Source organism: Psychrobacter sp. T6-5 (genome assembly GCF_052258485.2).
Classification (GTDB): Bacteria; Pseudomonadota; Gammaproteobacteria; order Pseudomonadales; family Moraxellaceae; genus Psychrobacter.
Genome location: NZ_JBQQEY020000001.1, coordinates 663,669 through 689,649, shown reverse-complemented (window position 1 = coordinate 689,649; position 25,981 = coordinate 663,669). Strand labels below are relative to the sequence as shown.

The 25,981-nt window shown below is 43.9% G+C and carries 20 protein-coding genes; 9 read left to right on the top strand and 11 right to left on the bottom strand.

Translation table 11 applies throughout. From position 1 onward, the window contains the following. Positions 1 to 64: 64 nt before the first annotated feature. Positions 65 to 820, bottom strand: a complete 756-nt coding sequence (locus ACTXGK_RS17565; RefSeq protein ID WP_238038848.1) for a TSUP family transporter — start codon at positions 818 to 820, stop codon at positions 65 to 67. A 499-nt stretch (positions 821 to 1,319) separates the two neighbouring features. On the opposite strand from ACTXGK_RS17565, the gene nhaA reads away from it, so the two are divergent. Together nhaA and ACTXGK_RS17555 are read left to right on the top strand one after the other, a co-directional pair. Beyond that, positions 1,320 to 2,522 (top strand): Na+/H+ antiporter NhaA, encoded by a 1,203-nt coding sequence (gene nhaA, locus ACTXGK_RS17560; RefSeq protein WP_201597831.1) that lies wholly within the window; start codon positions 1,320 to 1,322, stop codon positions 2,520 to 2,522. 377 nt (positions 2,523 to 2,899) lie between these two features. Then, positions 2,900 to 4,249: an oxygenase MpaB family protein gene (locus ACTXGK_RS17555; RefSeq protein ID WP_443515935.1), complete on the top strand. Its 1,350-nt coding sequence runs from the start codon at positions 2,900 to 2,902 to the stop codon at positions 4,247 to 4,249. 10 nt (positions 4,250 to 4,259) lie between these two features. Here the strand turns inward: ACTXGK_RS17555 and ACTXGK_RS17550 are convergent, their stop codons facing one another. Beyond that, positions 4,260 to 4,994: an NUDIX hydrolase gene (locus ACTXGK_RS17550; RefSeq protein WP_075106727.1), complete on the bottom strand. Its 735-nt coding sequence runs from the start codon at positions 4,992 to 4,994 to the stop codon at positions 4,260 to 4,262. A 619-nt stretch (positions 4,995 to 5,613) separates the two neighbouring features. Between ACTXGK_RS17550 and ACTXGK_RS17545 the strand changes: the two genes are divergently transcribed. From ACTXGK_RS17545 to ACTXGK_RS17535, 3 genes are all read left to right on the top strand, one after another. Further along, positions 5,614 to 6,429, top strand: coding sequence for an SDR family oxidoreductase (locus tag ACTXGK_RS17545; protein ID WP_443515937.1), 816 nt, complete (start codon positions 5,614 to 5,616; stop codon positions 6,427 to 6,429). 4 nt (positions 6,430 to 6,433) lie between these two features. Beyond that, positions 6,434 to 7,714 (top strand): AGE family epimerase/isomerase, encoded by a 1,281-nt coding sequence (locus ACTXGK_RS17540; protein WP_443515939.1) that lies wholly within the window; start codon positions 6,434 to 6,436, stop codon positions 7,712 to 7,714. Between the two features lie 259 nt (positions 7,715 to 7,973). Beyond that, positions 7,974 to 8,537: an NUDIX hydrolase gene (locus ACTXGK_RS17535; protein ID WP_443515941.1), complete on the top strand. Its 564-nt coding sequence runs from the start codon at positions 7,974 to 7,976 to the stop codon at positions 8,535 to 8,537. A gap of 81 nt (positions 8,538 to 8,618) precedes the next feature. On the opposite strand, the gene ACTXGK_RS17530 is transcribed toward ACTXGK_RS17535, so the two are convergent. Further along, complete coding sequence (locus ACTXGK_RS17530) at positions 8,619 to 11,684, bottom strand: insulinase family protein (protein WP_443515943.1); 3,066 nt, start codon at positions 11,682 to 11,684, stop codon at positions 8,619 to 8,621. Between the two features lie 407 nt (positions 11,685 to 12,091). Between ACTXGK_RS17530 and ACTXGK_RS17525 the strand changes: the two genes are divergently transcribed. Both ACTXGK_RS17525 and ACTXGK_RS17520 read left to right on the top strand, forming a co-directional pair. Continuing rightward, the gene (locus ACTXGK_RS17525) at positions 12,092 to 12,553 is read left to right on the top strand and encodes a universal stress protein (protein WP_201602938.1); all 462 of its coding nucleotides are present in this window, start codon (positions 12,092 to 12,094) and stop codon (positions 12,551 to 12,553) included. Between the two features lie 158 nt (positions 12,554 to 12,711). Beyond that, positions 12,712 to 13,173 (top strand): universal stress protein, encoded by a 462-nt coding sequence (locus ACTXGK_RS17520; protein WP_058025444.1) that lies wholly within the window; start codon positions 12,712 to 12,714, stop codon positions 13,171 to 13,173. A gap of 99 nt (positions 13,174 to 13,272) precedes the next feature. On the opposite strand, the gene ACTXGK_RS17515 is transcribed toward ACTXGK_RS17520, so the two are convergent. Further along, entirely contained in the window at positions 13,273 to 14,208 is a 936-nt protein-coding gene (locus tag ACTXGK_RS17515) for a LysR substrate-binding domain-containing protein (RefSeq protein ID WP_443515945.1), read from the bottom strand. Positions 14,209 to 14,431: 223 nt separating this feature from the next. On the opposite strand from ACTXGK_RS17515, the gene ACTXGK_RS17510 reads away from it, so the two are divergent. After that, entirely contained in the window at positions 14,432 to 15,556 is a 1,125-nt protein-coding gene (locus ACTXGK_RS17510; RefSeq protein WP_443515946.1) for a YeiH family protein, read from the top strand. Positions 15,557 to 15,741: 185 nt separating this feature from the next. Here ACTXGK_RS17510 and ACTXGK_RS17505 read toward each other — a convergent pair whose 3' ends face one another. The 3 genes from ACTXGK_RS17505 to ACTXGK_RS17495 all read right to left on the bottom strand — a co-directional run bounded on the left by ACTXGK_RS17505 (position 15,742) and on the right by ACTXGK_RS17495 (position 17,804). Continuing rightward, positions 15,742 to 15,951: a cold-shock protein gene (locus tag ACTXGK_RS17505; RefSeq protein WP_045453470.1), complete on the bottom strand. Its 210-nt coding sequence runs from the start codon at positions 15,949 to 15,951 to the stop codon at positions 15,742 to 15,744. A gap of 243 nt (positions 15,952 to 16,194) precedes the next feature. Beyond that, the gene (locus tag ACTXGK_RS17500; RefSeq protein ID WP_443515948.1) at positions 16,195 to 16,617 is read right to left on the bottom strand and encodes a YbaN family protein; all 423 of its coding nucleotides are present in this window, start codon (positions 16,615 to 16,617) and stop codon (positions 16,195 to 16,197) included. A gap of 239 nt (positions 16,618 to 16,856) precedes the next feature. Next, complete coding sequence (locus ACTXGK_RS17495) at positions 16,857 to 17,804, bottom strand: DUF2971 domain-containing protein (RefSeq protein ID WP_443515950.1); 948 nt, start codon at positions 17,802 to 17,804, stop codon at positions 16,857 to 16,859. Positions 17,805 to 18,375: 571 nt separating this feature from the next. Here ACTXGK_RS17495 and ACTXGK_RS17490 point away from each other — a divergent pair. Next, a complete protein-coding gene (locus ACTXGK_RS17490; protein WP_443515952.1) occupies positions 18,376 to 19,272 on the top strand; it encodes an ABC transporter substrate-binding protein in 897 nt (298 codons plus the stop codon). A gap of 92 nt (positions 19,273 to 19,364) precedes the next feature. On the opposite strand, the gene ACTXGK_RS17485 is transcribed toward ACTXGK_RS17490, so the two are convergent. From ACTXGK_RS17485 to ACTXGK_RS17470, 4 genes are all read right to left on the bottom strand, one after another. After that, positions 19,365 to 20,660: a VWA domain-containing protein gene (locus ACTXGK_RS17485; protein ID WP_443515954.1), complete on the bottom strand. Its 1,296-nt coding sequence runs from the start codon at positions 20,658 to 20,660 to the stop codon at positions 19,365 to 19,367. A gap of 214 nt (positions 20,661 to 20,874) precedes the next feature. Next, positions 20,875 to 21,345, bottom strand: a complete 471-nt coding sequence (locus tag ACTXGK_RS17480) for a hypothetical protein (protein ID WP_443515956.1) — start codon at positions 21,343 to 21,345, stop codon at positions 20,875 to 20,877. Between the two features lie 208 nt (positions 21,346 to 21,553). Further along, the gene (locus tag ACTXGK_RS17475; RefSeq protein WP_443515958.1) at positions 21,554 to 22,618 is read right to left on the bottom strand and encodes a RelA/SpoT domain-containing protein; all 1,065 of its coding nucleotides are present in this window, start codon (positions 22,616 to 22,618) and stop codon (positions 21,554 to 21,556) included. A gap of 270 nt (positions 22,619 to 22,888) precedes the next feature. Further along, positions 22,889 to 25,822, bottom strand: a complete 2,934-nt coding sequence (locus ACTXGK_RS17470; RefSeq protein WP_443515960.1) for a valine--tRNA ligase — start codon at positions 25,820 to 25,822, stop codon at positions 22,889 to 22,891. Positions 25,823 to 25,981 lie beyond the last annotated feature (159 nt).

Genomic DNA, 25,981 nt, shown 5'->3' with positions numbered 1-25,981 from the left:
AAAAAACCTCAGTCACATTGGCTGAGGTTTTTTTTGAGGTAGATCATGAGTGTGGTTACTCTCATTAGCCAAAAACGTATTTGGTCAACATTGCCAAACACACCAGTACAATCATCGGACGAATCAGCTTACTACCGCCTTTGACGACCATATGTGAACCAAAATAGGCACCGATGGTTTGTCCCACCATCATTGCTAGCCCCACTTTCCACAGTACATTGCCACCCAAGATAAAGAATATTAATGAGCCAATATTGGTCGATAGATTCAACACTTTTGCTGTGCCTGTCGCTTCAATAATCTGACGACCGCGCAATGCCACATTACCCAGCGCAAAAAACATCCCTGTGCCGGGACCAATATACCCATCATAAAAGCCAATCAAAGGTGCTACTCCTTTTTGCCACTTACCCTCTGATATACGGGGAGCGGCCTCTACCTCACCAAGCCTAGGGGCAAATAAGGTATAAATACCGATAGCGGCAATCAAAAAAGGAATCAGTTTTTCGAGCAAATCTGGCGGCGACATCTGCACCGCTATGGTACCCAAGACTGATCCGATAAACGCGGCAATAATAGCCACTTTAATACGCTGCGGTTTGACGACGCCCTTTTTTATCATAGTAATGGATGCGGCCAATGCGCCAGAAGCAGCTTGTAGCTTATTGGTGCCGAGCGTGAGCACTGGTGGGATATTGGCCAATAGCATCGCAGGTATGGTCAACAGACCGCCGCCGCCAGCAATCGCATCAATAAATCCTGCCAATGCTGCGACAGCCGTAAGCATCAAAATAATCTCTAGTGAGAAGGTTAAGTCCATAATGCTGACCTACAAAATATGGTGATAAGAGAAAAGGAAGCCTCAGATACTAGGCTAAAAACTTACTAATGACACTACTATCGTTGGTAATAGCTGTTATTGGTAATAGTAGTGATAAGACGATAAATTCCCTGAAAACTTCTTAAGACATGAGATAACGTCATAATGCGTCGATCATTATAGATATAAAACTGCAAAAAAAGCCAAAAACGTCACAAAGTCTGCTAGATTTAGCCAATAGTGTTCTAAATCTCTCATATAACGGACAGTTTGTTAAAAAGATTTAACGACTTACAACTATTTTGCTCATCACATCGCCTTTATAATGTCACTGTCATTGAGACGATATAATGGGCTAATGGCGTTATTTCAGCGTATTTTGTTGTCTATATTAATAAGAGTGTGAGAAACTGTTTTTATCTGCTTGCTATATCGTCATGAATAGTAACGTGGATATTTGAGATTATTTAGTAAATTGTACTTAGGAGATGAGGATAATATGGCAATACGAAGGATTAAGGCATTTTTTGAATTTGAGGCAGCGGGCGGTATCGTCTTAGCATTGGCTGCCGTTGCTGCAATGATCATTGCCAACTCCCCTCTTAATGTTTGGTACGAAGGTTTTATTCACGCACCAGTTGCCATTCAAATTGGTGAGTTTGCGATTGCCAAAGATGCTCACCACTGGATCAATGACGGTCTAATGGCTGTTTTCTTTTTCTTGGTCGGGCTTGAGCTCAAGCGTGAAGTATTGATTGGTGAACTGTCCAACGTCAAGCAGATTATCCTGCCAGCTGGTGCAGCACTGGGCGGTATGATCATGCCTGCGATTGTTTATCTACTCTTTAACTACAATGAGCCTGAATTTTGGAAAGGTTGGGCCATTCCTGCGGCAACGGATATTGCCTTTGCGCTTGGTATTTTGAGCCTTCTTGGCAACCGTGTACCCAACTCTCTAAAAGTCTTTTTGGTCTCTATTGCTATCTTTGATGATATCGGTGCGATTTTGATTATCGCTCTGTTTTATACTAGCGATTTATCATTAGAGTCGTTAGCATTGGCTGGCCTATGTCTGCCATTCTTGTACCTTCTTAATCGTCGTAACGTCACTAGCATCACGCCTTATCTACTTATTGGTATTATCATGTGGATTGCGGTGCTCAAGTCGGGTATCCATGCAACATTGGCTGGGGTGGTCTTAGCACTATTTATTCCTATGTTTGATCGCACTGACCCTGAGCACTCTCCGCTTGAAGAGCTAGAGCATGACCTACATAACACCGTTGCCTTTGGTATTTTGCCGATATTCGCTTTTGCAAACTCAGGTATCTCACTCGAAGGCGCAGGTCTAGCCGAATTATTCCATTCAGTACCACTAGGTATTGCCGCAGGTCTGTTCATCGGTAAGCAGTTGGGCGTCATGATTATGTGCTGGTTAATCTTTAAGCTTGGTATCTCAACCATGCCAAAAGGTATGAACTATAAGCAAATCTACGGCGCTGCGCTATTGTGCGGTGTTGGTTTTACCATGAGCTTATTTATCGGTGGCTTGGCGTTCGCTGGCGACACCACTATGTTTGATGAGCGCTTGGGTATCATCATGGGTTCTATCGTTTCTGGTATCGCAGGTTACATCATGCTCAAAGTGAGCTTGAAAGATAATGTCAGCGGCACATCAGTCGATTTGACTCGCTCTCATTAATAACAAAACGAGCGACTTATGAGCCTATTAGCTTATAAGTCGCTTTTTATTATCTGCAAAACCTGTTAATGAAAAATAGGTATTTAGCCAAGGTTGATTATTGTTAATGAACCAGCTGTAGCATTAGCAATAATTTTCATGTCGGCAGACGAGAATATCCAATGCATCATGTCTGCCCTATCGTTAGTATGAAAGACGCGCGTGCAAGACTGCTGTTCTTATCTGATGAAATACGTGACCTAAAATCTCGTATCAGTACGATACAAAGGCAACGAGATTCATTGAGTCCATCAATTAACGCTTATAAGTGATGGTTATGGATCGCTTATGCGATACGAATGTTGTTTTATAGCTGACTTATAAAGGTGTTTGATCATATGGATAAGAAAATCACCAATACTGCAAATATCCCCACCAATAAGACGCAGCATCCATCAACAGCGTCTTATTTGCGTCATGGGCGTACGACTGCTATCGATGACCATAGTGATTTGCAAGTGTTAAAGCGGATTAAGCGATATCTACTGCCAAAAGATTTTGCTATTTCGCCTGCGCTACTAGAGGAGATAGTCGCCGGCTACGATATTGGCGATCCACTCGCAGATGACTTGGCCGCTAACAATATCCGCTTTGCAAAGCCCCTACAACAGATTATCAGCGGCGATGGTCTAGACCTAAATAGCGATCTCGCAACCAATGCCTCATTTAACGCATTAACTGAGCAATTTAGCAGTCATCCTGATTGGTTCGACCCCAAACTCGCGCAAATCGGTGCGGTCGCCTATCGACGCTATCCGCTGATGCTCATTTGGCTATTGCGTAATGTCGCGCTGATGGCAGGTTATAGCATCCCAGCTCTATCACTACCACTCATTCAAACTGGCGCGTTGATGCACGATGCGCTACCACGGCTCATGCGTACCTATGCCTATATCTTGGCGGTGTCTGAGCATCCACAATCAGATATGAGCATGCGCAATCACTCTCAACCTGTCGATCAAGTATTGGCGATTGGCTCTGAGGGCTGGCGACAATCCATCAAAGTACGTCAGATTCATACATTGGTACGGCAAAACCTGCTCAAAGGTAAGGGCAATGCGGCAGCTGGCGTGATACCAAACGCCGACCAACATCATAATCCTGATGGTAGCTGGAACATGGCATATTGGGGCGTGCCGATTAACCAAACTGACATGATTGCCACCCATTTACAGTTTTCATTATTGATTATGCGCGGCCTACGACTGCTCGGCGCCCGTATTAGCCCTGAGGAAGCGGAAGGTATTTTGCACTTGTGGAATCTTGCCAGCTACTGGATGGGCGTTGATTTAGCGCGTCTGCCAAAAGATGAAGCGGCTAGCTGGGAATGGCTGTATACCTACCTATCGATACAGCAACTAGACTTTAAGATGGGGCAACCACTGGCGAAAGCCTTGCATGATCTGCCGCGTCAGTTAATGGGCGAAGACAATCGACGTGGACGTTTTGTGGAAATGGTCAATGCCAGTGTGACGCGCACCTTGGTCGGTGATGATATTGGTGACGGCTTAGCTTTACCAAAATCAAAGATACGCTTTGGCGTATTGTCTTCCGTGCCGATTCTGTTTGCCCTTGATACTGCGCGGCAGCACAATGCAACGGTCGCCCAAAAATTAGAAGCATTTCGTGCCAAGCGCCAAGACAATATGAACTGGTGGCTTAAGAAAAATGATGATTATTATAAGTAGATGATATCTATCAGCGTTTGTTTTCTACGCGGTAATACCATTCTAGCTGACGATCAAACCCTGTTTCTAATAAATTGGCAATGACGCGCCCTGTCAGTCCCCATACTGTCTCACCATCCACTTGCCAACTCGGCGTCAGTATGGTCGCGGTTTGTTCTTGCATTTTATATTCTACCGCATACTCCACCGTTGGCTGGTTAACTAACGACTCTAAATCCGCCCAAAAAATACGCGATATCTCTCCCACTTCAGGAACTAACACCAGACCTGGGGCGATGAGTGCGACAATTGGACGTACGCTCATACCGCTTTTGGACGTTTGGATCGGTAGTTGTCCCAGTAATTGCACTTTATTAGGTGGTAGCGCCGTCTCTTCACAGGCTTCACGTAATGCGGTTACGACGTTGTTGCCATCACCTATCTCGTGTTTGCCGCCTGCACAGGAGACCTCTCCCGCATGGCTGTTCATATGAGCGGCTCGGCGCGTCAATAATATTTTTGGTTTACGCTCATGAGTGATCGCGACCAATATCGATGCATCAGCAATGGGTGTCTGATATAAGCTGTCCAAAATGCGCGTGCTTTGTGAGGTGTTGCCACTCTCGTACATCGCCGGACTCGTAAGCGCGTTCAATGTCTCATGTTGTACTCGCTCGGCCAGTTTTCTGAGTGTGGGATGACGAATAAAGCTTGGGACAGCGACGCTAAACTTATTAAAAAAATCAATATTTTCGGGTACGGTCATTATCAAATCCTATGAGTGGTCATCTTCATATTACTCATGAAAATACCAGTGCCAGCATACTAGTATAACCTGTCTCTAGTATGGCAGCCTTTCTTATTAATCAGATTATCGCTTTTATAGATATATCTCATATTTATGCTATTTCCGACAAAGTGCGATTTATTGATTCATCAGCTGATTGCTATGCATATATGCGGCCACTAGGATAAATATAAAGCGGCTTACCGCTTGTGTATAAGCTTTGTTATGTAGACTGAGTCTCTATCCGAGTGAGCGTTTCAACTAAATGCCTATTTTTTGCCGCGTCTTTACACCTTTTTAAATTACTCAATATCTTGTACCGTCTGTCTTAGACGGTGATCGCTTTATTAATTAATATTTTCTCAATATCCTTTTTGCTTGGTATTTATTCATGATAGTAAGTATCATAACTGCATCTTTAAATTACCAAACATTAACCGAGTAATATTTCAAAAAATGCATTTGGGTATTATGATGACTGTTAGCAAGACTATGAGGCGGACATCCTAAAATAGCATTATAAAAATACTGATACCAGCGTCATAGGCTTGCTGTAATAACAATAAACAATACCTCAAAAGAACAAAGGATACAGATTATGACAGACCAGATCGACAACATGATGCCACCTGCTGAATATATCAATGATAACTATAAAGGCTCAGGAAAACTGGCTGACAAGCGCGTTTTGATCACTGGAGGAGACAGTGGTATCGGCCGTGCAGTGGCTTTTCATATGGCACGCGAAGGTGCCAAAGTTGCCATCCTTTATCACTCTGACGAAGAAAGCGCAAATGAGACACGTAAAGGTATTGAAGCAGAAGGCACAGACGCGTTGGTATTGCAGGGTGATACGGCAGATAGCAGTAGTTGCAAAGAGGCAGTAGAAGCTGTCGTGGCACAATGGGGCGGCATTGATGTGCTAGTCAATAACGCTGGTATGCAAAAACCGTATCATGATTTGTCTGAGGTCAGTGATGAAGACTGGCAACAGCATTTTGATGTCAATATGGCAGGGATGTTTTATGCAACCCGCGCCGCCCTTGAGCATATGAAAGAAGGCGATAGCATCATCAATACCACCTCAGTGAATGCGTATGTCGGCAACGATGTATTGGTGCCGTACACCGCGACCAAAGGTGCTATCGTTGGCTACACCCGCGCGCTATCGCAACAATTACTTAGTCGCGGTATTCGCGTTAATCAGGTAGCACCAGGTCCTGTGGTAAGCGAGATTCAACTGGTATTTAAAGACTTTGATAAAGATATTTTAGAATCCATGTCCTCACCAATGGGGCGTATGGGTCAGCCACGTGAGATGGGTGCTGCCTATGTATTTCTTGCTTGCCAAGACAGTAGCTTTGTGACTGGGCAGACCTTACACATAAACGGAGGCATGATTACCAATGGCTGATATCATGGATTCTCCTGACTCCTCTGATTTGCTATCTGTCTGTTGGGCAGATAGCAGTACTCATCGCCGTTGGTTGCTCGCTGAAGGGCAACGTTTGCTCGAACATTATGCCAAAGCGCGCGTGCTATCAGGGTTTGCTACTCTCGGTCACGATGGGAGCATGGTAGATGACACTGCAAAGAGCATCATCACTGCGAGGATGGTGCATTGCTATGCGCTAGCGGCACTAATGGGCATACCGGGTGCAGCAACACTTGCTGACCATGGCTTAGATGCGTTGCTCGATGGCCCATTACGAGACTCGGTACATGGCGGTTGGTTCAGTGATGCTTCTTCAACTCATGAAAACCCATCACGCAAAAACGCCTATCTGCATGCCTTTGTTGCTCTCGCTGGCGCGTCTGCCAGTATCGCAGATCGTCCGCGTGGTACAGAGCTGATGGAGGCTGCAATAACAATCATTGATCAGCATTTTTGGTTAGAAGATGAACAATCGATGCTGCCCTCTTTTGCGGCTGACTGGTCTGATCCTGAAAACTATCGCGGCGCCAATTGCAACATGCATACGACCGAAGCCTGCTTAGCACTGGCAGATGCCACGGGTGAGACGCGCTGGCTAGACCGCGCACTACACTTAGCCAAGCGTTTCGGTCATGATATTCCTAGTACTTACGATGGTCGCCTACCTGAACATTTTGATGGTGAATGGAATCTGTTGCCCGACTACGATGCGAATGAACCTTCTGATGATTTGAGGCCTTGGGGACTCACACCTGGTCATTTTGCAGAATGGGCAGGACTGCTAATCAAGGCTGAGTCTGCTTGTATCGCGCATGGTTATGACGTACCTGATTGGCTGCTACCTGATGCCGTTGCATTATTTGATAGCGCTATCGATCGCGGCTGGGCACCTGACGGTCAGTCCGGCATGGTCTATACCATTGGTTGGGATGATGAGATTTCAATACCAAACCGTCCTTATTGGGTACAGGCTGAGATGGCCAATACCGCACTGATGCTATCGCGCCGTACGGATGATCCACGCTTTGAACATTACTACCGCTTGGCTTGGGATTATATTGCCAGTACTTTGATTGATCTTGAGCACGGCGGCTGGCGTCATGAGGTAGATGCAGATGGCAACTTAAGTACGGTCGTGTATCCGACGCGCGAGGATCTTTATCATGACTTTCAAGCCACTGTAACGCCATTGATTCCTATCTCTGCCTCGGTAGCTGGTGGATTACGCACACAGATGCTCGAAACAAAAACCCAATTCCTATGACCTAATTTTTATAACCTAATTCCTATGTAGGATATACTCGATAAGATAAGAACGCTCTGATGGCGATTAAAATGTGCTTTCAGAGCGTTTTCGTTGTAACCATAAAAATTAAATAAAATAGCTTTTCTCATTAAAAGTAAAAGGATACCCTCAAAAGTATTTGTCACTATCGCTGCTGTATACAAAAGCAAACATCAGAACGGCAAAAAAACTTTTAAGATAAGTGGACACACAATATTTACTAATAAAGGTAGTTGGTATGAGCTATTGTCTCCAATGCGGTCATAAAGCAGAACGAAAAATCCCACCTACAGATAATATGCCGCGCTTGGTGTGCCCCAATTGTCACTATATCCACTACGAAAACCCAAAGGTTATCTGTGGTTCGCTAGTCGTACACGAAGACAGAGTGCTACTGTGCCGCCGGGCGATCGAGCCGCAATATGGGCTATGGACGATACCTGCAGGTTTTATGGAAAACGGCGAAACCATGGCTGAAGGCGCCGCACGCGAGAGCTACGAAGAAGCTGATGCCATCGTACTGAATCCGCATCTATACTGCATTTATGACCTACCAGATATTGGGCAGATCTACTCTATCTATCTAGCCGATCTAAAAGATGGTGCTTACGGTATTGGCTCAGAAAGCCTTGATTGTGCGCTGTTTAGCGAAGACGATATTCCATGGGATACGCTCGCCTTTGAAGCCATTCGCCTTACCTTAAAAAACTATTTTGCTGATCGTAAGCAGTACAACGAGTTGTCAGAATTCCCGATCCATCAAGACAAAATCGGTAAAGATTTGAGTATCAAAAGGTACTAAGCAAATACTACATACAAAAAAGCCAAGCATCATGCTTGGCTTTTTATATTTAACTTTTAATCAAGAACAAACCTAATTGTCTTAGCTCTTAATTCTACATACTTCAAAACCAAGACCTTTCACCGTCTCTTCTTTATCATAAGGTGCTAATACGGCACGTACATGGTTTTGACCTTGTAGATATTGCTTAGCAACGCGCTGCAAGTCATCGATAGTCACGGCTAGGATAGCGGCGCGCATTTTACGTTGCCAGTCAGCACCGCGATGATGCAAGTCGGCAAAGCACGCCTTAATCGCCTCCCCTGCAGGCGAGCCCGGTTTATCCATGCCTGAAATAATACCTAAAATGGCTTCTTCTAATTGCTCATCGGTTTGTGGCTCGTTTAAGATCCACTCGATACTGGCCTCAAAATGCTCAAAGGTTTCAGCGCACTGCGGGTCGCGGTAACTAAAGAACTTAAACGCACAAGCATTGGCGTCATAACCAGCACCGCCGCCATAGGCACCGCCGCGCTCACGAATGGCACTGTGCAAGTAGCCATTACGTAGGTAAGGCGCTAATACCATTAATGCGGCAGTATCAGGATGGTCAGCCGCTGGTACGGTATAAGCGCTGGCATTATGATAAACGTTGGTCGGTACTAACCATGCTAGATCTGCAACATCAAGTGCAACCCCACTTTCTAATGCTTTGACCGCGTCTTTTTCCCCATTTAGCGCGCTATCTAGATGTAGATTTGCAAATTCGCTAGGGATATTTGCTTCAGTATTGGTTACTTTTTCAGCAGAGGTTGCTGCTTGATTGTCTTTCCAACTATCGACGATCAGGCCACTCAAGCGTTCCGTTTGCTCTGATTCACAAATGATGACGGCATGCTTAGGTAAGCTGATTAAACGTTGATGCAAGTCCATCAAACTGGTCGCTAATTGATCCCACTGTGCATCATCGGTACTGGCATGACCCAAGAATGCTTTGAGTACATTTAGTGCTGGTAAACCGCTACGTACATATTCTAGCTGCGCTTGACGACTCATACCGCGGCTGGCCGTTTGCATCGCATATGAGTGACCAGAACCTGCCAAATTGGACTGCCAGCTGGCTTGACGCTGCTGCAAGATTTCTTTAATACGATCATGCTCAGTAAAGATACTGTGTTCCATCACTTCTTTGAGCAAATCAATCGCTTCAGGCTTGCGGTTGAGCGCACGCGTTGCCACGACAAAGTAGCTGCTAATCGATTGACTATCATCCACATGGGTACGCTGACTGATACGCGCGGTCACACCCGAAGAATGCGCTGCTTGCTTGGCCTGCATCTCATGAGCGCTGAGCGAGTCTGTACCCAGCTCAGACAGCAAGCTCAGATAGATAGGCAAGAGTGGATGATTGATCACATCATTCACTGGTAGCTCATCTGCGTTGCCGTTACCAATGGCTTCAGTGAGCGGTACAATCACCTGATAGTAATAAATACCGTTAGTACCTGCTTCGTACTCAAATAGCGTACTATCTTGCCCGCTTAAACGTACTTGTTTCTGCACACCTTCTTTGAAGCTAATATCTGTTGGTACGTCTTCTAGACCTACCTTTGGCAATAAGCTCAAATCATCAGGCGCTGCTTGGCGTGCGGCCAAATCTAGTGCTTGCTTGTGCAAGATGTCTTTGTCATCAGCAGTCAGATCCATCTCAATGGTATCTAGACGTACTTGCTCCGCTGCCGCTTGGCGCGCTGATTTTTCGCTATCTGGCGTCATTGTCACGCGCACACGGTGCTGATTATCCAATAAATGCGTTTTGATCAAGTTCGGTAGCCACTGCGGATCGACCACTTGCTCGCGCAACCACTGTAGATGCTCATCTACTTCCCACACATCGATAGGGTTACCATCATGAATAGCGGTACTAAAGCCTTCTAACATCAGGTTTAGACCATAAGGAATACTATCACCGCCGATATGACGCTGATCAATTTCAATCTGATGTAGAATGGTTTCGATCGTTTCATCATCAACTGGCGAGTTTGCCACCTCAGTCAGTAGATCAATAATGCCCTGCTCTACCGCCTCGGCATGCTCTGGATTGGAGCCACGCAGACCTGTATAAAAGACCATTTCGTAATGGCTGTCATCCAGTCCCAATAGTGGGCTTGGCGCTTTACCCAGTGGGTGACTGTCAAGATAAGCACGCAATGGTGAGCCTGAGTGCTCAACCAGCACCCCTTCTAGCAAACGTAATGCCAAACGCTGCTTAGGATCGGTAATCGCTGGCAGCAACCAAGCCACCACGTGATGGGTCTGATCGGGACCTGCTTCATCAGCCGTATACGTATCGACTGCACTGATGGGCGCAGACAAACGCTGCTCTGGGCGCGACACGTGTTTTTTACCTGCTTCAAACTGAATTAAGGCATCTTCATGTATTTTGGCCTGTGTCTCGGCAACAGGAATATTACCAAAGCTCATGATGACACTGTTTGAGGGGTGGTAATGACTCTCGTGAAAGGCCGTCAGCTCGGTATGCGTCAGGTCAGGAATCTGGGCAGGATCGCCACCTGAATTATAGTGATAAGTCGTCGTTGGGAATAGGTGATGCGCAACTGTGTGATAGAGCTGGTCGATCTCGCCACTCATGGCGCCTTTCATCTCGTTAAAGACGATACCTTTAAACTGTGGCTTATCGTTTTCGTCCAGCTCTACGCGGATGCCTTCTTGCGCAAAATCAAGCGGATGAATATTGGGGAAAAACGAGGCATCAAGGTACACTGAGAGCAAATTAAAATAGTCATTTTTGTTCTGCGTGGCATACGGATACGCCGTCCAATCTGCTGCGGTCATTGCATTCATAAACGTGTTCAATGAACGTTTGATCATTGAAAAGAACGGATCACGTACTGGGAATTTTTTAGAGCCACACAATGCTACATGCTCTAAAATATGCGCCTCACCTTTTGAATCCATCGGCTGGGTGCGAAAACCTACCAAAAACGCATTTTCATCACTCGGGTGCGCTAAATGATAATGCATCGCGCCTGTCTTCACATGCTGACTGATCAGCACATCCATCGATAGCGCCTCAATATGGCGATGCTCAAGCAGCTCAAATGCTGGATGCAACGTGAGATCAGCAGTAAATGGGGTATCAGTCATAGTTATCCTTATCGCTTACAATGCGTATCGTGTGCCCTGACTATCAGGGTAAATAGAGTGGTAAAAGTTATTGAACTATCAGTCGTAAAAATGGCTATTAAAACATTTTGACTTACAATTTCTGAAAAAACTGAATGCTAAAACCCGATATTGGCTTTTGAACTCAATTATGCAGGTATTTATAGTGACTATATTGGCTAAAAAAGAATTGGCTTAGCGCTATTAGTGGGGTTTGGTCGTTGATAAGTCAAGTCAGCAATCAGGCAATACTCTATAGCGTAGTCAACTTTGATATTTTGATCACCAAACATAATTCCAACAAAAGCCACATTCAAATGATGGTCATATCGCTTAACAGAGACCCTTTGCACTGCTACCATGAAGTTCACTACTAATAGGAGCACCTCATGAGCTACCAACATATTTTACTGGTTACTGACCTATTATCCGATGCGGACAAGGTTGCTCTAAAAACCAAACGTATACTCGCAGGCTCTCCTGAGGCCAGATTGTCTGTCCTGCATATTGTGGAAGACGATATGGTGCGCTTCGGGTATGAATTAGTACCTTCCTCTAGCCTATCAGGCGATGTCCATAATGAAAAATGGCAAAAAGCACGTGCTAAGCTGGCGCAGTTTCTGGAGCGTAACGAGCTAGAAGCAGTCAACTCTGAGGTGACAGCTGCTATTTCTAATAGTAAAGGCATTGTTGACTACTGTCATGAAAAAAAGGTTGACTTACTCATTATTGGGCGTCATGAACGTCACGGTATCGCTGCTTGGCTAGTCGGTGCAACTGCCGATAGTATCTTGCCAAACGTCCCTTGCGACAGCCTAGTCGTCAAGCTTGATGAGCCAGTATCAGAATAAGCGGTCTGGCCCAGCATTCGAGTTAACCTGTTATTTGTTAGCGCTGCACTAGAGTTTTATTCTATATCAAAGTCTATGTCGTAAAGATAGACAAGCATTACTTAACAGCGCTCTATAGTAGTGCTATAGTAAATACTATCTGACATGAGGAAGACGTTATGAGTTACGAACATATTTTACTGGTCACCGACTTACTCTCTGATGCGGATATCGTCGCGCAAAAGGCCAAGCGCATCGTTGAAAACCGTCCTGGTTCTAAGTTGTCTGTACTACATATTGTCAAAGATACCATGGTGGGCTTCGGCTACGAGCTGGTTCCTGCGTCAAGTCTTTATGATGAAATTGACGACGAACGCTGCCAAGAAGCACGGGCAAAACTGGCGCAATTCCTTGAACGCAACCAGCTAAACGCGGCAACGTCAGAAGTCACTACCGCTATCTCTAGCAGTGAAGGTATTGTCAGCTACTGTCATAAACACGACGTCGATCTGTTGGTAATCGGTCGCCATAAGCGCACGGGTATTGCCGCATGGATCAGTGGCGCAACAGCAGATAATATCTTGCCTAACGTGCCTTGCGATAGCTTTGTGGTGAGACTGGATAAACCGGTTTCGACGTAGTAATTTGCTTTGGCTATATGGAATTATCAGTTAACAAAAAGCGCCCTATCATGATTGATACGGCGCTTTTTTATTTCTCATATTTTGACATTGTCTCAGTTAATCTTGTTGGATAATATCTATAAAGGTTTGCCAAATGGGGCTTTGATGACGGGCTTTGTGCCAGACCAGCCACCATGTCCGCGACAGATCAATACCTGCAACGCTTACTTGCACCAGCTCCCCAGTAGCCAATTCTGTCTCAATCACGTGCTGTGATAGACAACCAAGACCAATATCTGCACTCACCATATGCTTGATGGCTTCTGATTGGTGTATGGCCTTTACCACTTCTGCATTGGGCAAATACTTTAGCAGCTGCTCATCGATAATCTGCCGTGTGCCCGACCCTGCCTCACGTACAAGTAGCGGCAACTGCGCTAACTGATTAATAGTCAGCTGATAGCAGTTCTCATCTTCGCTATAGATAGCGACGTTCTTTAGCCATTTACTATCACGTTTGGCAAATATCATCAACGTATCCGTGCGCCATTTGTGCTGCTCAATGGCTTTCATATCTATTGGACGCGGCATTCCTTCTACTAGCGCGATATCGATATTTAGTTGCTCAACCTCACTCACCACCTCCTGAGTATTAGCAATATACATATCGACATTGGCATCTGGTAGCGCCTTATATAACTTGCAAAGCAATGATGGCAGTACGTAATTACCAATCGTGGTGCTTGCACCGATATGTATCTGCCCCGCCTGATATTGGTGATAATGTTCAAGCGTGAGCGATTGCCCCAAGATAGCCTGAGCTTGTACATAGATAGGATGTGCATTGGGATGCTGATTAAGCCTGCGACCGACGCGCTCAAACAACGGCATCTGTAATCTAGACTCAAGCTCTGTCAGCGCACTACTGACCGCCGACTGTGACAAATGCAACTCCTTACTGGCGCGGCTGGTGCTACCTGTCTGATAAATACTGACAAAAACAGCGAGCTGCTTGAGTGTAATCTTTGGCAATGTCTGTACAGATTTTTTCATGTTATCGATGGTGCCTTATGTCAGTTTTTTAACCTGCTCTATCAAATAGACTTGTCTCTAACCGATATTAATGCTTTGAGCATAGACTATCACAATGATTGTTAACCTAAAAAATCGATAGTTTATATCTTATTAATCTGTTTTTATTATAAATGTAGAGGGCATATACTGTCTATTCATAAGCTTATGCTTATTTTAATATCAGCAATAGGATATGCCCCTTATGCATACACTAGCCAAATCAGTCAGTCGCTCAGTGAGTAACTACATTCCAAGTCAACGCCACTTGGCGGGATTGGCGATAGTTCTGATCGGTGGTTTGTTTTGCTTATGGTTAAACACGAGTTTGGATGTGTGGTCAAACGGGCGTATCGTTGGCTTATCCTCTTTAACGCTCGCGATCTTGCTGGGTATGATATTGGGTAATACCATTTATCCCAAATTCACTGAACGTTTAAATGGCGGTGTTTGCTTTGCCAAGGGTCAGATCTTACGGCTTGCCATTATGTTTTATGGGTTTAAGCTGACTATGATGCAAGTGGCGAGCGTCGGTATGCCAGCGATTATAACTGATGCGCTCGTACTGACGTCGACCTTTCTGCTGACCTATTGGTTAGGTACTAGATGGTTAAAAGTCGATAAAGAAACCGTCATACTCATCGGCTCGGGCGCAAGTATTTGCGGTGCTGCCGCCGTCATCGCCGCAGAGCCAGTGGTCAACGCGCAAGCCCACAAAGTTACCATCGCTGTGGCAACGGTCGTGGTATTTGGTACTATCGCGATGCTACTCTACCCTTTTTTATATCAGCTTGGTTGGTTACAGCCTTGGCTCAGTGCCCAGCAGTACGGCATGTACACGGGCTCAACTGTACATGAGGTGGCGCAAGTCGTGGTCGCAGGCAATGCAATCAATACTGAGATTGGCGATACGGCGGTCGTGACCAAAATGATACGCGTTATGATGCTCGCGCCTTTCTTGCTCGTATTATCGTTTGCGCTAACCAAAGATCGCACCGTAGATAATGCCGCTATAGAAGATGAGGGCAGTAAAAACGAGACAGCGTCATTTATGACCCGCGTCAAACAAGTCAAAGTGCCATGGTTTGCGTTTATTTTTATCGGTATTGTATTTCTGCATACTTGGATACCGATGTCTAAAACTATCGAGCATAGCATGATTATGCTAGATGATATATTGCTGACAATGGCGATGTTTGCGCTAGGTCTGACTACTCATCTAAGCGCGATTAAGCAAGCGGGCGTTAAACCTTTGATTTTAGGAGCGGTGATGTTTGGCTGGTTAATACTGGGCGGTGGTCTGATCAATATCGGTATTAGCTTTATATGATAAGCCGATTGATTACGCTTATTTACTTACATCAGCACCCAATACAAAAATGCCTCTAACTATCCATATAGTCGGAGGCATTTTTGCATCTGTCGTTTCATTCAACACCTAACGACAGACGAAAAAAAACGAACCCAAAGGCTCGTTTTTCTACATCTTTTCATCTATCTGTCTATAAAGACAAATTAGATAGCAACGATGTTATGTGCTTGTGGGCCTTTTTGGCCTTGAGTTACAGTGAACTCAACTTCTTGGCCTTCAGCCAAAGTTTTGAAACCTGAACCAGTGATTTCGCTGTAATGAGCAAAAACGTCTGCGCCAGTTTCTGGAGCGATAAAACCAAAGCCTTTAGCTTCGTTGAACCACTTAACTGTACCTTTTTGAACGTCTGACATAGTATAATCCTACTTTTAAATTTATTAATGGTCTAGTGACCGGTAACGCTTGCAAATAGCTACTGAACGATAAATATTAAAACGAAGGATTATAACTAATACTACGAGGTAATGATTTGGTGCAGAACTGCTCTTAAGCTTGGGCGTATTATAAGGGGTACATCCTAGTATCGCAAGCCTTATCTCATGTTTCGTGTAACCAACGTGGTTTATTGAGTGGATTTGGCTCAAATTGCAACCATTTTAGGCATTTGGCAAGCGGAACAAATATATCGCTACTCCACTACAAACAACGGCTACCAGCCATGCCACCCACATCATATCGGCAGATAAACGATAAAACAACATAATAGTTGACGCGGCCATCATGACCGTTGCCAAAACCTTGGCATACAGCGGCACGGCATGATTGTTTTCCCAATCGCGGACGAATTTTCCAAAGTATTTGTGATTGATAAGCCAAAAATGAAACCGCTTAGAGCTGCGCGCCCAGCAGCCTGCCGCTAGTAGTATAAAAGGCGCAGTCGGCATGACGGGCAGTAATATCCCAATAATACCTAAAATAAAAAATACCCAGCCAAGCGTCACAAAGGTCCAGCGTATCATCGGACTTCTGGATTGATTGGTCTTGGGCCTATGATAAAACGTTTTTTTATTATGGGTCATATAAATGATGTCATTGGACGGTATAGTAAATGGTTTGATTAGCCATTGAATGCGTATGCTTGGCTACTTGTATAAGTAACCAAGAATGCAATACCATTAAAGATTGCACAAGACTATTTATATAGGCTTTTTGCTATCGATCAGTATATTTGATTAGTGATCAGGTAAGTGCTGTCATAAGCTTATTTTAGCGTTCCAATGTCTCATTTATAAAACCTTATCAATAAGGCGTTGATCCCTCATATCTTTCTGATTTGGCAGTCCGATTCGCATATTTCAAAATCCAATTTATAGCGACCCCTCAATATCTCTATTCCCTTTCTTCTGAGCATGGCGTCATCTGTCGGCGAGAGAATAACTCTAGTAATGCTTTTCAAATCTATATGAACGGGTATATACGGAATAATCACGCCTGATTTCGACCGAAATTCAATCGACTTATCATGCTTATTGATGACCGTCAGTATCAGTCTTTTTTCTTTTTCATCAGAGAATTCTGGATTCTTTATCAGTGCAAACTCAGTCAACGCTTCGAGTATCGATGAAAATAATAAATCGGCCGTCGCGCTGTATCTATATTCTGCACTGGTTTTTCTGACAGCGCTATGCTCTCTGATACTTCTTACATTATTGACCAATGCCTGTTTTCTACTTAAAAAAACCTCTCTTAGTTTATGCTTATCAAAATACTTTTTTATGCTATTGGAGTAACTATAAATGATACTGTCAAATCGATGATGCGCTTGTGAGTGCCTATTAAATTTATTGAATTTAAAGCTATCTGACAGTAGGTGCTCATCAAACTCTATGCAGATACCGTCATTGTGCTCGCAATAAGAGGTCCATTGCCGCAGATAGTCTTTGTTATGAGTGAAAGATGCGACATAAAACTGCTGACTGAGTACCACCAGCATCTCTAGTAGATAGTTGGTGAGCGATATTTCACTATTAGGACTTAGCTCATAGTGATCGTCAAATATATCCTGTAGTTTTTCGATGATTTTTTGATAGTCCTGCGACATAGAGGGAAATAACTTTTCGTCTTTTAGATTGTTTCTGACGTAATCAATACCTTTTTTCATTTCTTGATAATCATTCAGAAAAAAGATATTGGTCGCCCATATACTTGAGTCGTTGACTATACCCAAAAATCCAGCAGTACTCGTATAATGATAGACTTTACTCATAGCTTAACTCATTAGGTCTCACGTATAGATGACAGAGCATTTCTATCTGTAATAACAAAGACAGACAAACTTTATTGTTATATTGGACTTAAGTTTACTAATAATACCTTTTTTTGCCAAGATTTTCGATCGCTTATCAAAGGTATAACATATAACAACTGCACAAAGCATACCAACTTATGATCCAATCCAACACCTTGCATTACCGCTCATAGGTCGTCTATGATGAGGCAGTAGCTATTTGGTAGTAACTATCGATAATAGCCGTTAGCAGTACCGATCAAAAATAGTAGTACTGATCAAAAATAATGTAACACCACTCAATCTTGTCGGGGTGCTTTGATTTGACGCTGTAAACACAGCCGACGTCATCGCTGAGATAGACCCGTGAACCTGAAGCAGTTAGCACTGACGTAGGAAACAAGCGTGACACGTTTTAATAAATCTTTTGGTGATGTGTGCTTATGATGGCGCATCTAATCTCAGGATTTTACCTTTCTTGTTTTGCCTTTTTTGTTTTATTTAAACAGCATCAGTCTGATTGTTTTCCATACCCAAAAAGGAAACAACCATGCAGTCGACCACCAAACTGACCCTCACTCTCGAATGGTTCTTGAACCCTGATCACCTGCCCTTTATCGCTGGTGTGACCACGGGCGCGTATGAGCAAGCAGGGCTAGATATCACTATCATTGAGCCTAATGACCACTATGATGGCTTTGCTGAATTACAGAATCAAAGTATCGATCTGCATGTGAATGAGCCAATTCATTTATTTGAGCATTACGCGCCTAACCTGCGTGCGCTGGGCTGCTTTTTTGAGACCGACGGCGGCATATTGATGCAGCAGTCCAGTATGGATAAGTTAAAAAACAATCAGCCGATTCGCATCTGTACCCCTGCCGCTGAAGAAAAGACCAATCGTATTGGCTTTGAGATATTGGCTCGCTATGCCAAGAAGAATGGCTTTAGCATCAGCCATGATAATGTGACCTTTGTGCAAAAAGACTTTTACCATGTAAAAAACCTGCAAGAAGACCCAAGCCTCGATGGCGCATGGCTGTGCTTTTATAATTTTGAGGGTGTTGAGGCAACTCATGAAGGATTGGACTTTACGTTTATCGATCAGCATCTGTCACCTTATCCGAACTTTTCGGCGTTAGAGATTCTCACGACGGATGAGATCTATAGCGCAAAAAAAGACGCGATAGATACCTTTATCCAAGTGACCAATCAGATGACAGAGCTGTGTAAAAATGATCCAGAGACTGCCCACCATATGTATTACAACTACAGTAAGACCGATGCCGATGCGCTGATGGATGCTATCATTGATAATACGTTGGGCAGATTGATCACGCCAATCACACCTGACGCAAATAAATGGCAAGCACTGCGCGAGATGCTAGCCGAGATCGATATCGTGACGCTGACGGATGAGCAATATCAGTCGCTGTGGGCGCTATAGACATTTTAGAAGTTAAGATATTTTGAATAATAAAAAACCGCCATAGTGTCCCTGTGGCGGTTTTTTTATTTGGTAATAATAGAATAATAGGACTATTGCTGCACGATACCAAGCTGCTTGGCTTCTTCTAGCCACATTGGAAACTCTTCTAGCATGTTCTCATATAAGGCTTCTTCGCTGATATCATCCAAATCATCTAATTCAAAAAAGTCGCAATTATCAATCACGCGCCCTGTCATGTCGTCTAGTTTTTTTAGGATGCCATAACCACGACCACCCAAGCCCACAAACTGCCAAAATATCGGCAGTTTCGCCGCTTCCGTCATGACTCTGGTGATACCACGATTGTCATTTACCCCGCCATCACTGATAAATAGCACGTAGACAGGCACATCTAAGCCGTCCTTTTGATAAAAATCCGTCACGGCTTTCATGACCTCTGCTTCGTTGTTGATACGCGGACCAAGTGCCCATTTGCGCCAGCCGCCATGAGCATTGTCAATGAAACCGTCATAGTTGCTCAGCCCAATCTCGCCCAAATACTGCGGATCTCGGGCAAACGCCCAACAGTCTAACGCTTGGTCGTCATCGAAGTTCACTGCCAATGGCAATATGCGATTGACTACCTCTTGCACGCGGCCTTTTTTGTACTGTCTGTTCATTGAGCCTGAAGCATCTAGCACCAACGCTACCTTTGCGGTTAATTGTTGTAGTTGGCGTTTCTCAAGCGATATCGTGGCTTTTTTGGCCAGATTGACCAGTTTTGGTGCTTTGTCTAGCATAACTTTTTCTAGCGATGGTTTTGTTTGAACTGGCGTTGCCGTTACGTCTGCTGTTTGCGAGCTGCCCTCTTCTACATCGCCACCGAAGTGCTGCACAATGGCGGCAAGTCCACCATTAAAGCCTTGCGCGACGTTAGATACTCGCCAAACGCCACCCTTACGATAAAGCTGCATCAGCATACTGGCTTGCTGCTGGGCAAAGTCGGCGGCTTGATACTCTGCTTGCGCTTTTTGCGATTGCTGCCAAATGCCAATCTCTAACGATTGAATTTGATTGAGCGGGGTATCGGCTGATAACACAAAAAACAAGCTGTCGACATTATCTGGCAGTTTGGATAAATGAACGTCAAACTCGGCTTGGATGCCTTTACTCACCGTTGGCTGCGACTCGTAATGGGTGAGCTTGATTTGCCCGCACGGTGAGGTTGGCTGATTATAAAACACCATGTAATCATCATTGATCAGTTTGCCCGCTGCGTCTAAGGCAAAGCAGCTGATGTCCATCTCTATCGGGCTTTGGCGAGTGAACTTGAGCGTGATGGGTGCGGTATCGTTGATAGCAAGGTTGCTTAAAGGCGCGCGTTGTCCGACGGTAAGATGGTTCATGGTGTTCCTTACGTTAGCGTGTTATTCCTTTAAAGATAATAGACTAATTACTGGCATTAAAAAACCGCTACAGCATGAGCTAGGGCGGTTTTTTAATGCCAGTAAGCTGGGAACTCAATGTTATCTATTAAGAATAAATTGCCATCTAATCAAAATAACTTTACATATACTATGCAAATTTGCACAACGCTTTATTCATGCATTAAATAACTAATTAGCTCGGCTGTTTCTTTTTCATCCAATAATGACCTATTCCAAACCTAACTTCATGAGCATGACAGACATAAACAGTCTGACATAGCGTACATCGACATTCATAGTCAGTTTCAGGATAAGAAACATGTTGGACTTTCTGTAATATCTCTATTAGTCCCAGACTTTCTTGCCCTTCTGGTGTAGGTTTAACATATCGATATTTTGAACATCGACAAGCACCCTCAGCAATATTATTTAGAAAAGTATTAAGCTTATCCATTGAACCTAAAATGTACTGCCTTGAACTGTCTTTTGGCCACGTTTCAGTCTTTTTGAGAACCTCAAATTTATCAATATGCTTTGCTATATCTTTTAGAATACTCATATCTGAGATACTCATTATCTCATAAGTATTTATTTCACTAGGCACAAGCACTTTATCATCAAATGTCTTATTTTTTATAGATTTTATGATGTCATCAGTTTCCATAGTTGTCTCTACTGTACATACAACTGATTAATTGTGTCACTCTATATACTATCAAATTTAATATTTTTTCTATAAAAATACTCCTAAGGAACTTTCTACAGAAATAGCCTTAGCTATAAAGTAATCGTGAGATTGCTTTATACTGAGCGCTGTCCGACAGTTAGATGGTTCATAATGTTCCTTTGATCTATTTGAGAGATTAGAAAATTTAGCTAAAGTTGAATGCGTAATCATTTAGCCTATTAAAATACCTTTTTAGAATGCTTATAAATTCAGATACATCTATGTAGAAGTTCGGAAAAGCCTTTCTCAAGTTAGTTAAATTTGTAATTTCAACGAATAAGACTTGAATTTGATCTGTATAATTCAATTCTTCTTCTAATCTAATATAAAGGTCATTAACAGTTTTAGATGCCGCTTTAGGATAAGTTCTCACTACACTTTCTTTTTTAATGTAGTCAATAAATATAATTGCATAGTCGTTCTTGGAAGTTTCATTTAGCTTATAGCTTATATCGGAGGTCATGTTATTAAGAAGCGCTAGTAGTTCTGTTATTTTTAACTCTAGCATTATCTCTTTAAGCCTTATAGAACCTCTAATTACTTCTTCCGCGTCATCTATAGTAAGGTGCTTACGACCACTTTCAAACTTCTCAAACCATGAAAATATATAAGAAGACTCCTTAAAAAAACTCTTCCAGTCTTTTTCGCCATCGCCCCCTTTGAAATCTACTCCCATATAGGTCCCTATAGTTTCTACCACAGTAGACCATGCATGCTGTGACTTCGTCCTAACTTGTAACTCAAATAATCTTTTGTACTCTACACCTTTATGGTTATTCGTTATTTCGAAAGTTATATGGTAACTTCTATATCCATCTTCTTTAGGTTTTTTTATATAATTAAACTCTCTAACGAGAGAAATATTTTTACCTAAAATTTTACCTTCTTGCAATAACTTAACTACTTTTGCTAGCTCTTTTAAATCATTGACTACAAGTCTTACACCTACGATATCCTGCATTTTTGTAAGTCTCATACCTTTACTTTTGACTAATTTCTGTTTTATTGACACTAGTCTTTTTAGTCGTTGACCTATGTAGCAATTCTTAAGATTTAGATTTTTGACAATTCTTTCTAATAGTTTTGAAGCTATATCCAATGTATAAATGTTGTGAGATCGCCATTCTCTTATCACTTCATGAGCCTGTCTGCTATTAAAGTCTTCAGATATAAGCTTATATACGTTGTTGTAGTATGTGTTGGACTTCATTCGAAGGTACTCACTATCGGATATAAATCTTGTTGTATTTTAAAAATACTAAGAAAGCTGTATTTATCACTGATTTCGGAAAACATTATTTACCGACTTCGTGTTAAATAACAAAGTAGTAGAAACATACAGTATGATGAATCATAACACACAGATGTTTATCAATAGCATATAGATGAAGTCTGAAGTAAAGAACTAACCAATAGACAATAAAAAACGCCATCACAATTGTGACAGCGTTCTTTGCTAATACAGATATCTACTTTTAAATTACAACGCTTTTAACTGCTCCATCTGCGCTGTCATCGCCGTCAACTGCCCTTCTAGCTCAGCCAGTTTCGCCTTCTCAGCATCGACCACGTCCGCAGGCGCTTTACTCACAAAGCCTTCATTACCGAGCTTACGCGCGATACCTTCGGCTTGACCTTTCAACTTATCATATGACTTACCCAAACGTGCCAGCTCAGCCGTTGGATCGATCAGACCTTTCATCGGTACGAGTACACGTAGCTGACCGACCATACTTGATGACGATAGTGGCACTTCATCGCCTTCTTTGACGATCTCTAAGCTCTCGACTTTGGCAAGCGCTTTGAACTGGTTTTTGATACGGGATAGACGCGCATCTTCATCATGAGAGACGTTCTGTAGTAGCACTGGCAGACGTACCGCATTACCCAGTTTCATCTCACCACGGATGTTACGGACGCTCGCGATTAACTCCTGTAGCCACGCCATATCGGCTTCAGTCTGCTCACTGATTTGGCTATCATCGGTCTGTGGATAGTCAGCGACCACGATGCTGTCGGTGTTTTTACGACCCAGTAGCGGCGCGATGGTCTGCCAGATTTGCTCAGTCAAATACGGCATGATTGGATGCGTAAAGCGTAGCGCCGTCTCTAGCACATGCAGCAGCACATAGCGGATTTGCGCTTTACGCTCGTCAGACACTGAGTCATCATTTAGACTGGCTTTGGCAAGCTCAACGTACCAATCACAGTACTCATTCCAGATAAACTCATAGATATCTTGGCTGACCATATCGAGACGATACTGGGCGAAATGCTGGTGAATGTCTTTGATGCTAGAGTTCAGACGACTCATGATCCATTTTTCTGGTAATTCCCACACGTCAGGGTTGGCCGCTTGGTCGATAGGCTTAGCATTGCTATCACCATCGACACAGTTCATCAGTACAAAACGGCTGGCGTTCCAGATTTTATTACAGAAGTTACGATAGCCCTCGACCCGCTTTAGATCAAAGTTAATATCGCGACCAGTACTGGCTAATGAGGTAAAGGTAAAGCGCAGTGCATCCGTACCATATGCTGGGATGCCTTCTGGGAACTCTTTACGCGTTTGCTTCTCAATCTTGGCCGCGTCTTTTGGATTCATCATATTGCTGGTGCGTTTTTCGACCAGCGCTTCTAGCTCGATACCGTCGATCAGATCGATCGGATCTAAGACGTTACCTTTTGATTTTGACATTTTTTGACCATTACCATCACGTACCAGACCATGCACATAGACAGTCTTAAACGGTACTTGCGGCGTGCCATCTTCGTTTTTCACGAAGTGCATGGTCATCATGATCATGCGGGCAACCCAAAAGAAGATAATGTCAAAACCTGTCACCAGCACGCTGGTTGGGTGAAAGGTATCCATCACGCGTGGATCAGCGTTGACGTCTGCCCAGTCAAGCGTACTAAACGTCCATAGACCCGAGCTGAACCACGTATCGAGCACGTCATTATCTTGGCGCAATACGACATCATCACTGAGACTGTACTTACTACGCACTTCGGCTTCGTCACGCGCGACATAGATCTCACCCGTCGCATCGTCATACCATGCAGGGATACGATGTCCCCACCACAGCTGGCGGCTGATGCACCAGTCTTGTAGATCGGTCATCCACGCCATATACATGTTTTTGTATTGGGCAGGGACGAACTCAATGCTGCCGTCTTCTACCGCGTCAATCGCAGGCTTGGCAAGCTCTTTGACCGCGACATACCACTGATCGGTCAACCACGGCTCAACGATAGCACCGCCACGCTCAGCACGTGGGGCTTTTAGTGCGTAGTCCTCGATGTCTTCTAGCCAGCCCTGTTCGCCTGCTTGCTCTACAAGAAATTTACGCGCAGCAAAACGCTCAAGTCCGGCGTATTCGCTAGGCGTAGTCTCTAGCTCTGGCTCACGCGTTTGCAAATCAGGATAGACTTCCATCGCGGGTAAGATATTGGCACGCTCATCAAGGATGTTGATCAATGGCAAATCATGACGACGACCCAATTCATAATCGTTAAAATCATGCGCTGGTGTGATTTTCACACAACCCGTACCGAAGTCTTTTTCGACATAGTCATCAGCGACGATAGGCACGACGCGACCAGTGATTGGCAAGGTAATGGTTTTGCCGACCAAGTGTGCATAACGCTCATCGCTAGGATTGACGGCGACAGCGGTATCACCAAGCAAAGTCTCAGGACGCGTGGTGGCTACGACCAGATAGTTTTTACCATCTTGAGTCAGTAGCTCTGTATCCGTGAAATGATAGCGGAAATGCCACAAGCTACCTTTTTCGTCGTGGTTTTCTACTTCTAAATCAGATAGCGCGGTTTGGAACTTTGGATCCCAGTTGACCAGACGCTTACCACGATAGATAAGGCCATCATCGAACAGACGCACAAACACTTCTTTTACCGCATTGGACAGACCATCATCCATGGTAAAACGCTCACGTGACCAGTCAACCGAGCTGCCCAAACGACGAATTTGGCTAGTGATATTGCCGCCTGACTCTTCTTTCCATTCCCATACTTTATCGATGAAATCTTCGCGCGTCATGTCACGGCGTTTGATGCCTTGCGCCTCCAAACGACGCTCAACGACCATTTGAGTCGCGATACCAGCATGATCCGTACCTGGTTGCCACAACGTATTATCACCATCCATGCGATGATAACGGGTCAGCGCATCCATAATAGCGTTGTTAAACCCATGCCCCATATGCAGTGAGCCTGTGACATTTGGCGGTGGTAGCGCAATAGAGAACGACTCGTCTTTGTCAAACGTCGGCTGAAAATAGCCGCTTTCTTCCCAGCCTTGATACATACCTGCCTCAACTTGTGCAGGGTTATAGGCGTTTTCTAATTGATTTAGTGCCGCTTGAATAGAGGCAGTTAGGTTGTGGTTACTCATAATGGCATTATCTTTTATTGATTGAATGTGATCAAAGTTAATTGAATTAAAGAGAATATAAAAATTAGGAAAATAATGAATAGAGTGATTTTAACGCAGATAGGCAGATTTTGTTAGATGGTAAGGCAATTTATAAAGCCTGAAGGTCATTTTTCATGC

Excerpts from the sequence above, each read along its gene's own strand:
- ACTXGK_RS17545 (WP_443515937.1), top strand. The coding sequence starts at position 5,614 with ATGACAGACCAGATCGACAACATGATGCCACCTGCTGAATATATCAAT.
- ACTXGK_RS17550 (WP_075106727.1), bottom strand. The coding sequence starts at position 4,994 with ATGACCGTACCCGAAAATATTGATTTTTTTAATAAGTTTAGCGTCGCT.
- ACTXGK_RS17495 (WP_443515950.1), bottom strand. The coding sequence starts at position 17,804 with ATGAGTAAAGTCTATCATTATACGAGTACTGCTGGATTTTTGGGTATA.
- ACTXGK_RS17470 (WP_443515960.1), bottom strand. The coding sequence starts at position 25,822 with ATGAGTAACCACAACCTAACTGCCTCTATTCAAGCGGCACTAAATCAA.
- ACTXGK_RS17485 (WP_443515954.1), bottom strand. The coding sequence starts at position 20,660 with ATGAACCATCTTACCGTCGGACAACGCGCGCCTTTAAGCAACCTTGCT.
- ACTXGK_RS17535 (WP_443515941.1), top strand. The coding sequence starts at position 7,974 with ATGAGCTATTGTCTCCAATGCGGTCATAAAGCAGAACGAAAAATCCCA.
- ACTXGK_RS17480 (WP_443515956.1), bottom strand. The coding sequence starts at position 21,345 with ATGGAAACTGATGACATCATAAAATCTATAAAAAATAAGACATTTGAT.
- nhaA (WP_201597831.1), top strand. The coding sequence starts at position 1,320 with ATGGCAATACGAAGGATTAAGGCATTTTTTGAATTTGAGGCAGCGGGC.
- ACTXGK_RS17555 (WP_443515935.1), top strand. The coding sequence starts at position 2,900 with ATGGATAAGAAAATCACCAATACTGCAAATATCCCCACCAATAAGACG.
- ACTXGK_RS17500 (WP_443515948.1), bottom strand. The coding sequence starts at position 16,617 with ATGACCCATAATAAAAAAACGTTTTATCATAGGCCCAAGACCAATCAA.
- ACTXGK_RS17510 (WP_443515946.1), top strand. The coding sequence starts at position 14,432 with ATGCATACACTAGCCAAATCAGTCAGTCGCTCAGTGAGTAACTACATT.
- ACTXGK_RS17505 (WP_045453470.1), bottom strand. The coding sequence starts at position 15,951 with ATGTCAGACGTTCAAAAAGGTACAGTTAAGTGGTTCAACGAAGCTAAA.
- ACTXGK_RS17490 (WP_443515952.1), top strand. The coding sequence starts at position 18,376 with ATGCAGTCGACCACCAAACTGACCCTCACTCTCGAATGGTTCTTGAAC.
- ACTXGK_RS17515 (WP_443515945.1), bottom strand. The coding sequence starts at position 14,208 with ATGAAAAAATCTGTACAGACATTGCCAAAGATTACACTCAAGCAGCTC.
- ACTXGK_RS17520 (WP_058025444.1), top strand. The coding sequence starts at position 12,712 with ATGAGTTACGAACATATTTTACTGGTCACCGACTTACTCTCTGATGCG.
- ACTXGK_RS17525 (WP_201602938.1), top strand. The coding sequence starts at position 12,092 with ATGAGCTACCAACATATTTTACTGGTTACTGACCTATTATCCGATGCG.
- ACTXGK_RS17530 (WP_443515943.1), bottom strand. The coding sequence starts at position 11,684 with ATGACTGATACCCCATTTACTGCTGATCTCACGTTGCATCCAGCATTT.
- ACTXGK_RS17565 (WP_238038848.1), bottom strand. The coding sequence starts at position 820 with ATGGACTTAACCTTCTCACTAGAGATTATTTTGATGCTTACGGCTGTC.
- ACTXGK_RS17540 (WP_443515939.1), top strand. The coding sequence starts at position 6,434 with ATGGATTCTCCTGACTCCTCTGATTTGCTATCTGTCTGTTGGGCAGAT.
- ACTXGK_RS17475 (WP_443515958.1), bottom strand. The coding sequence starts at position 22,618 with ATGAAGTCCAACACATACTACAACAACGTATATAAGCTTATATCTGAA.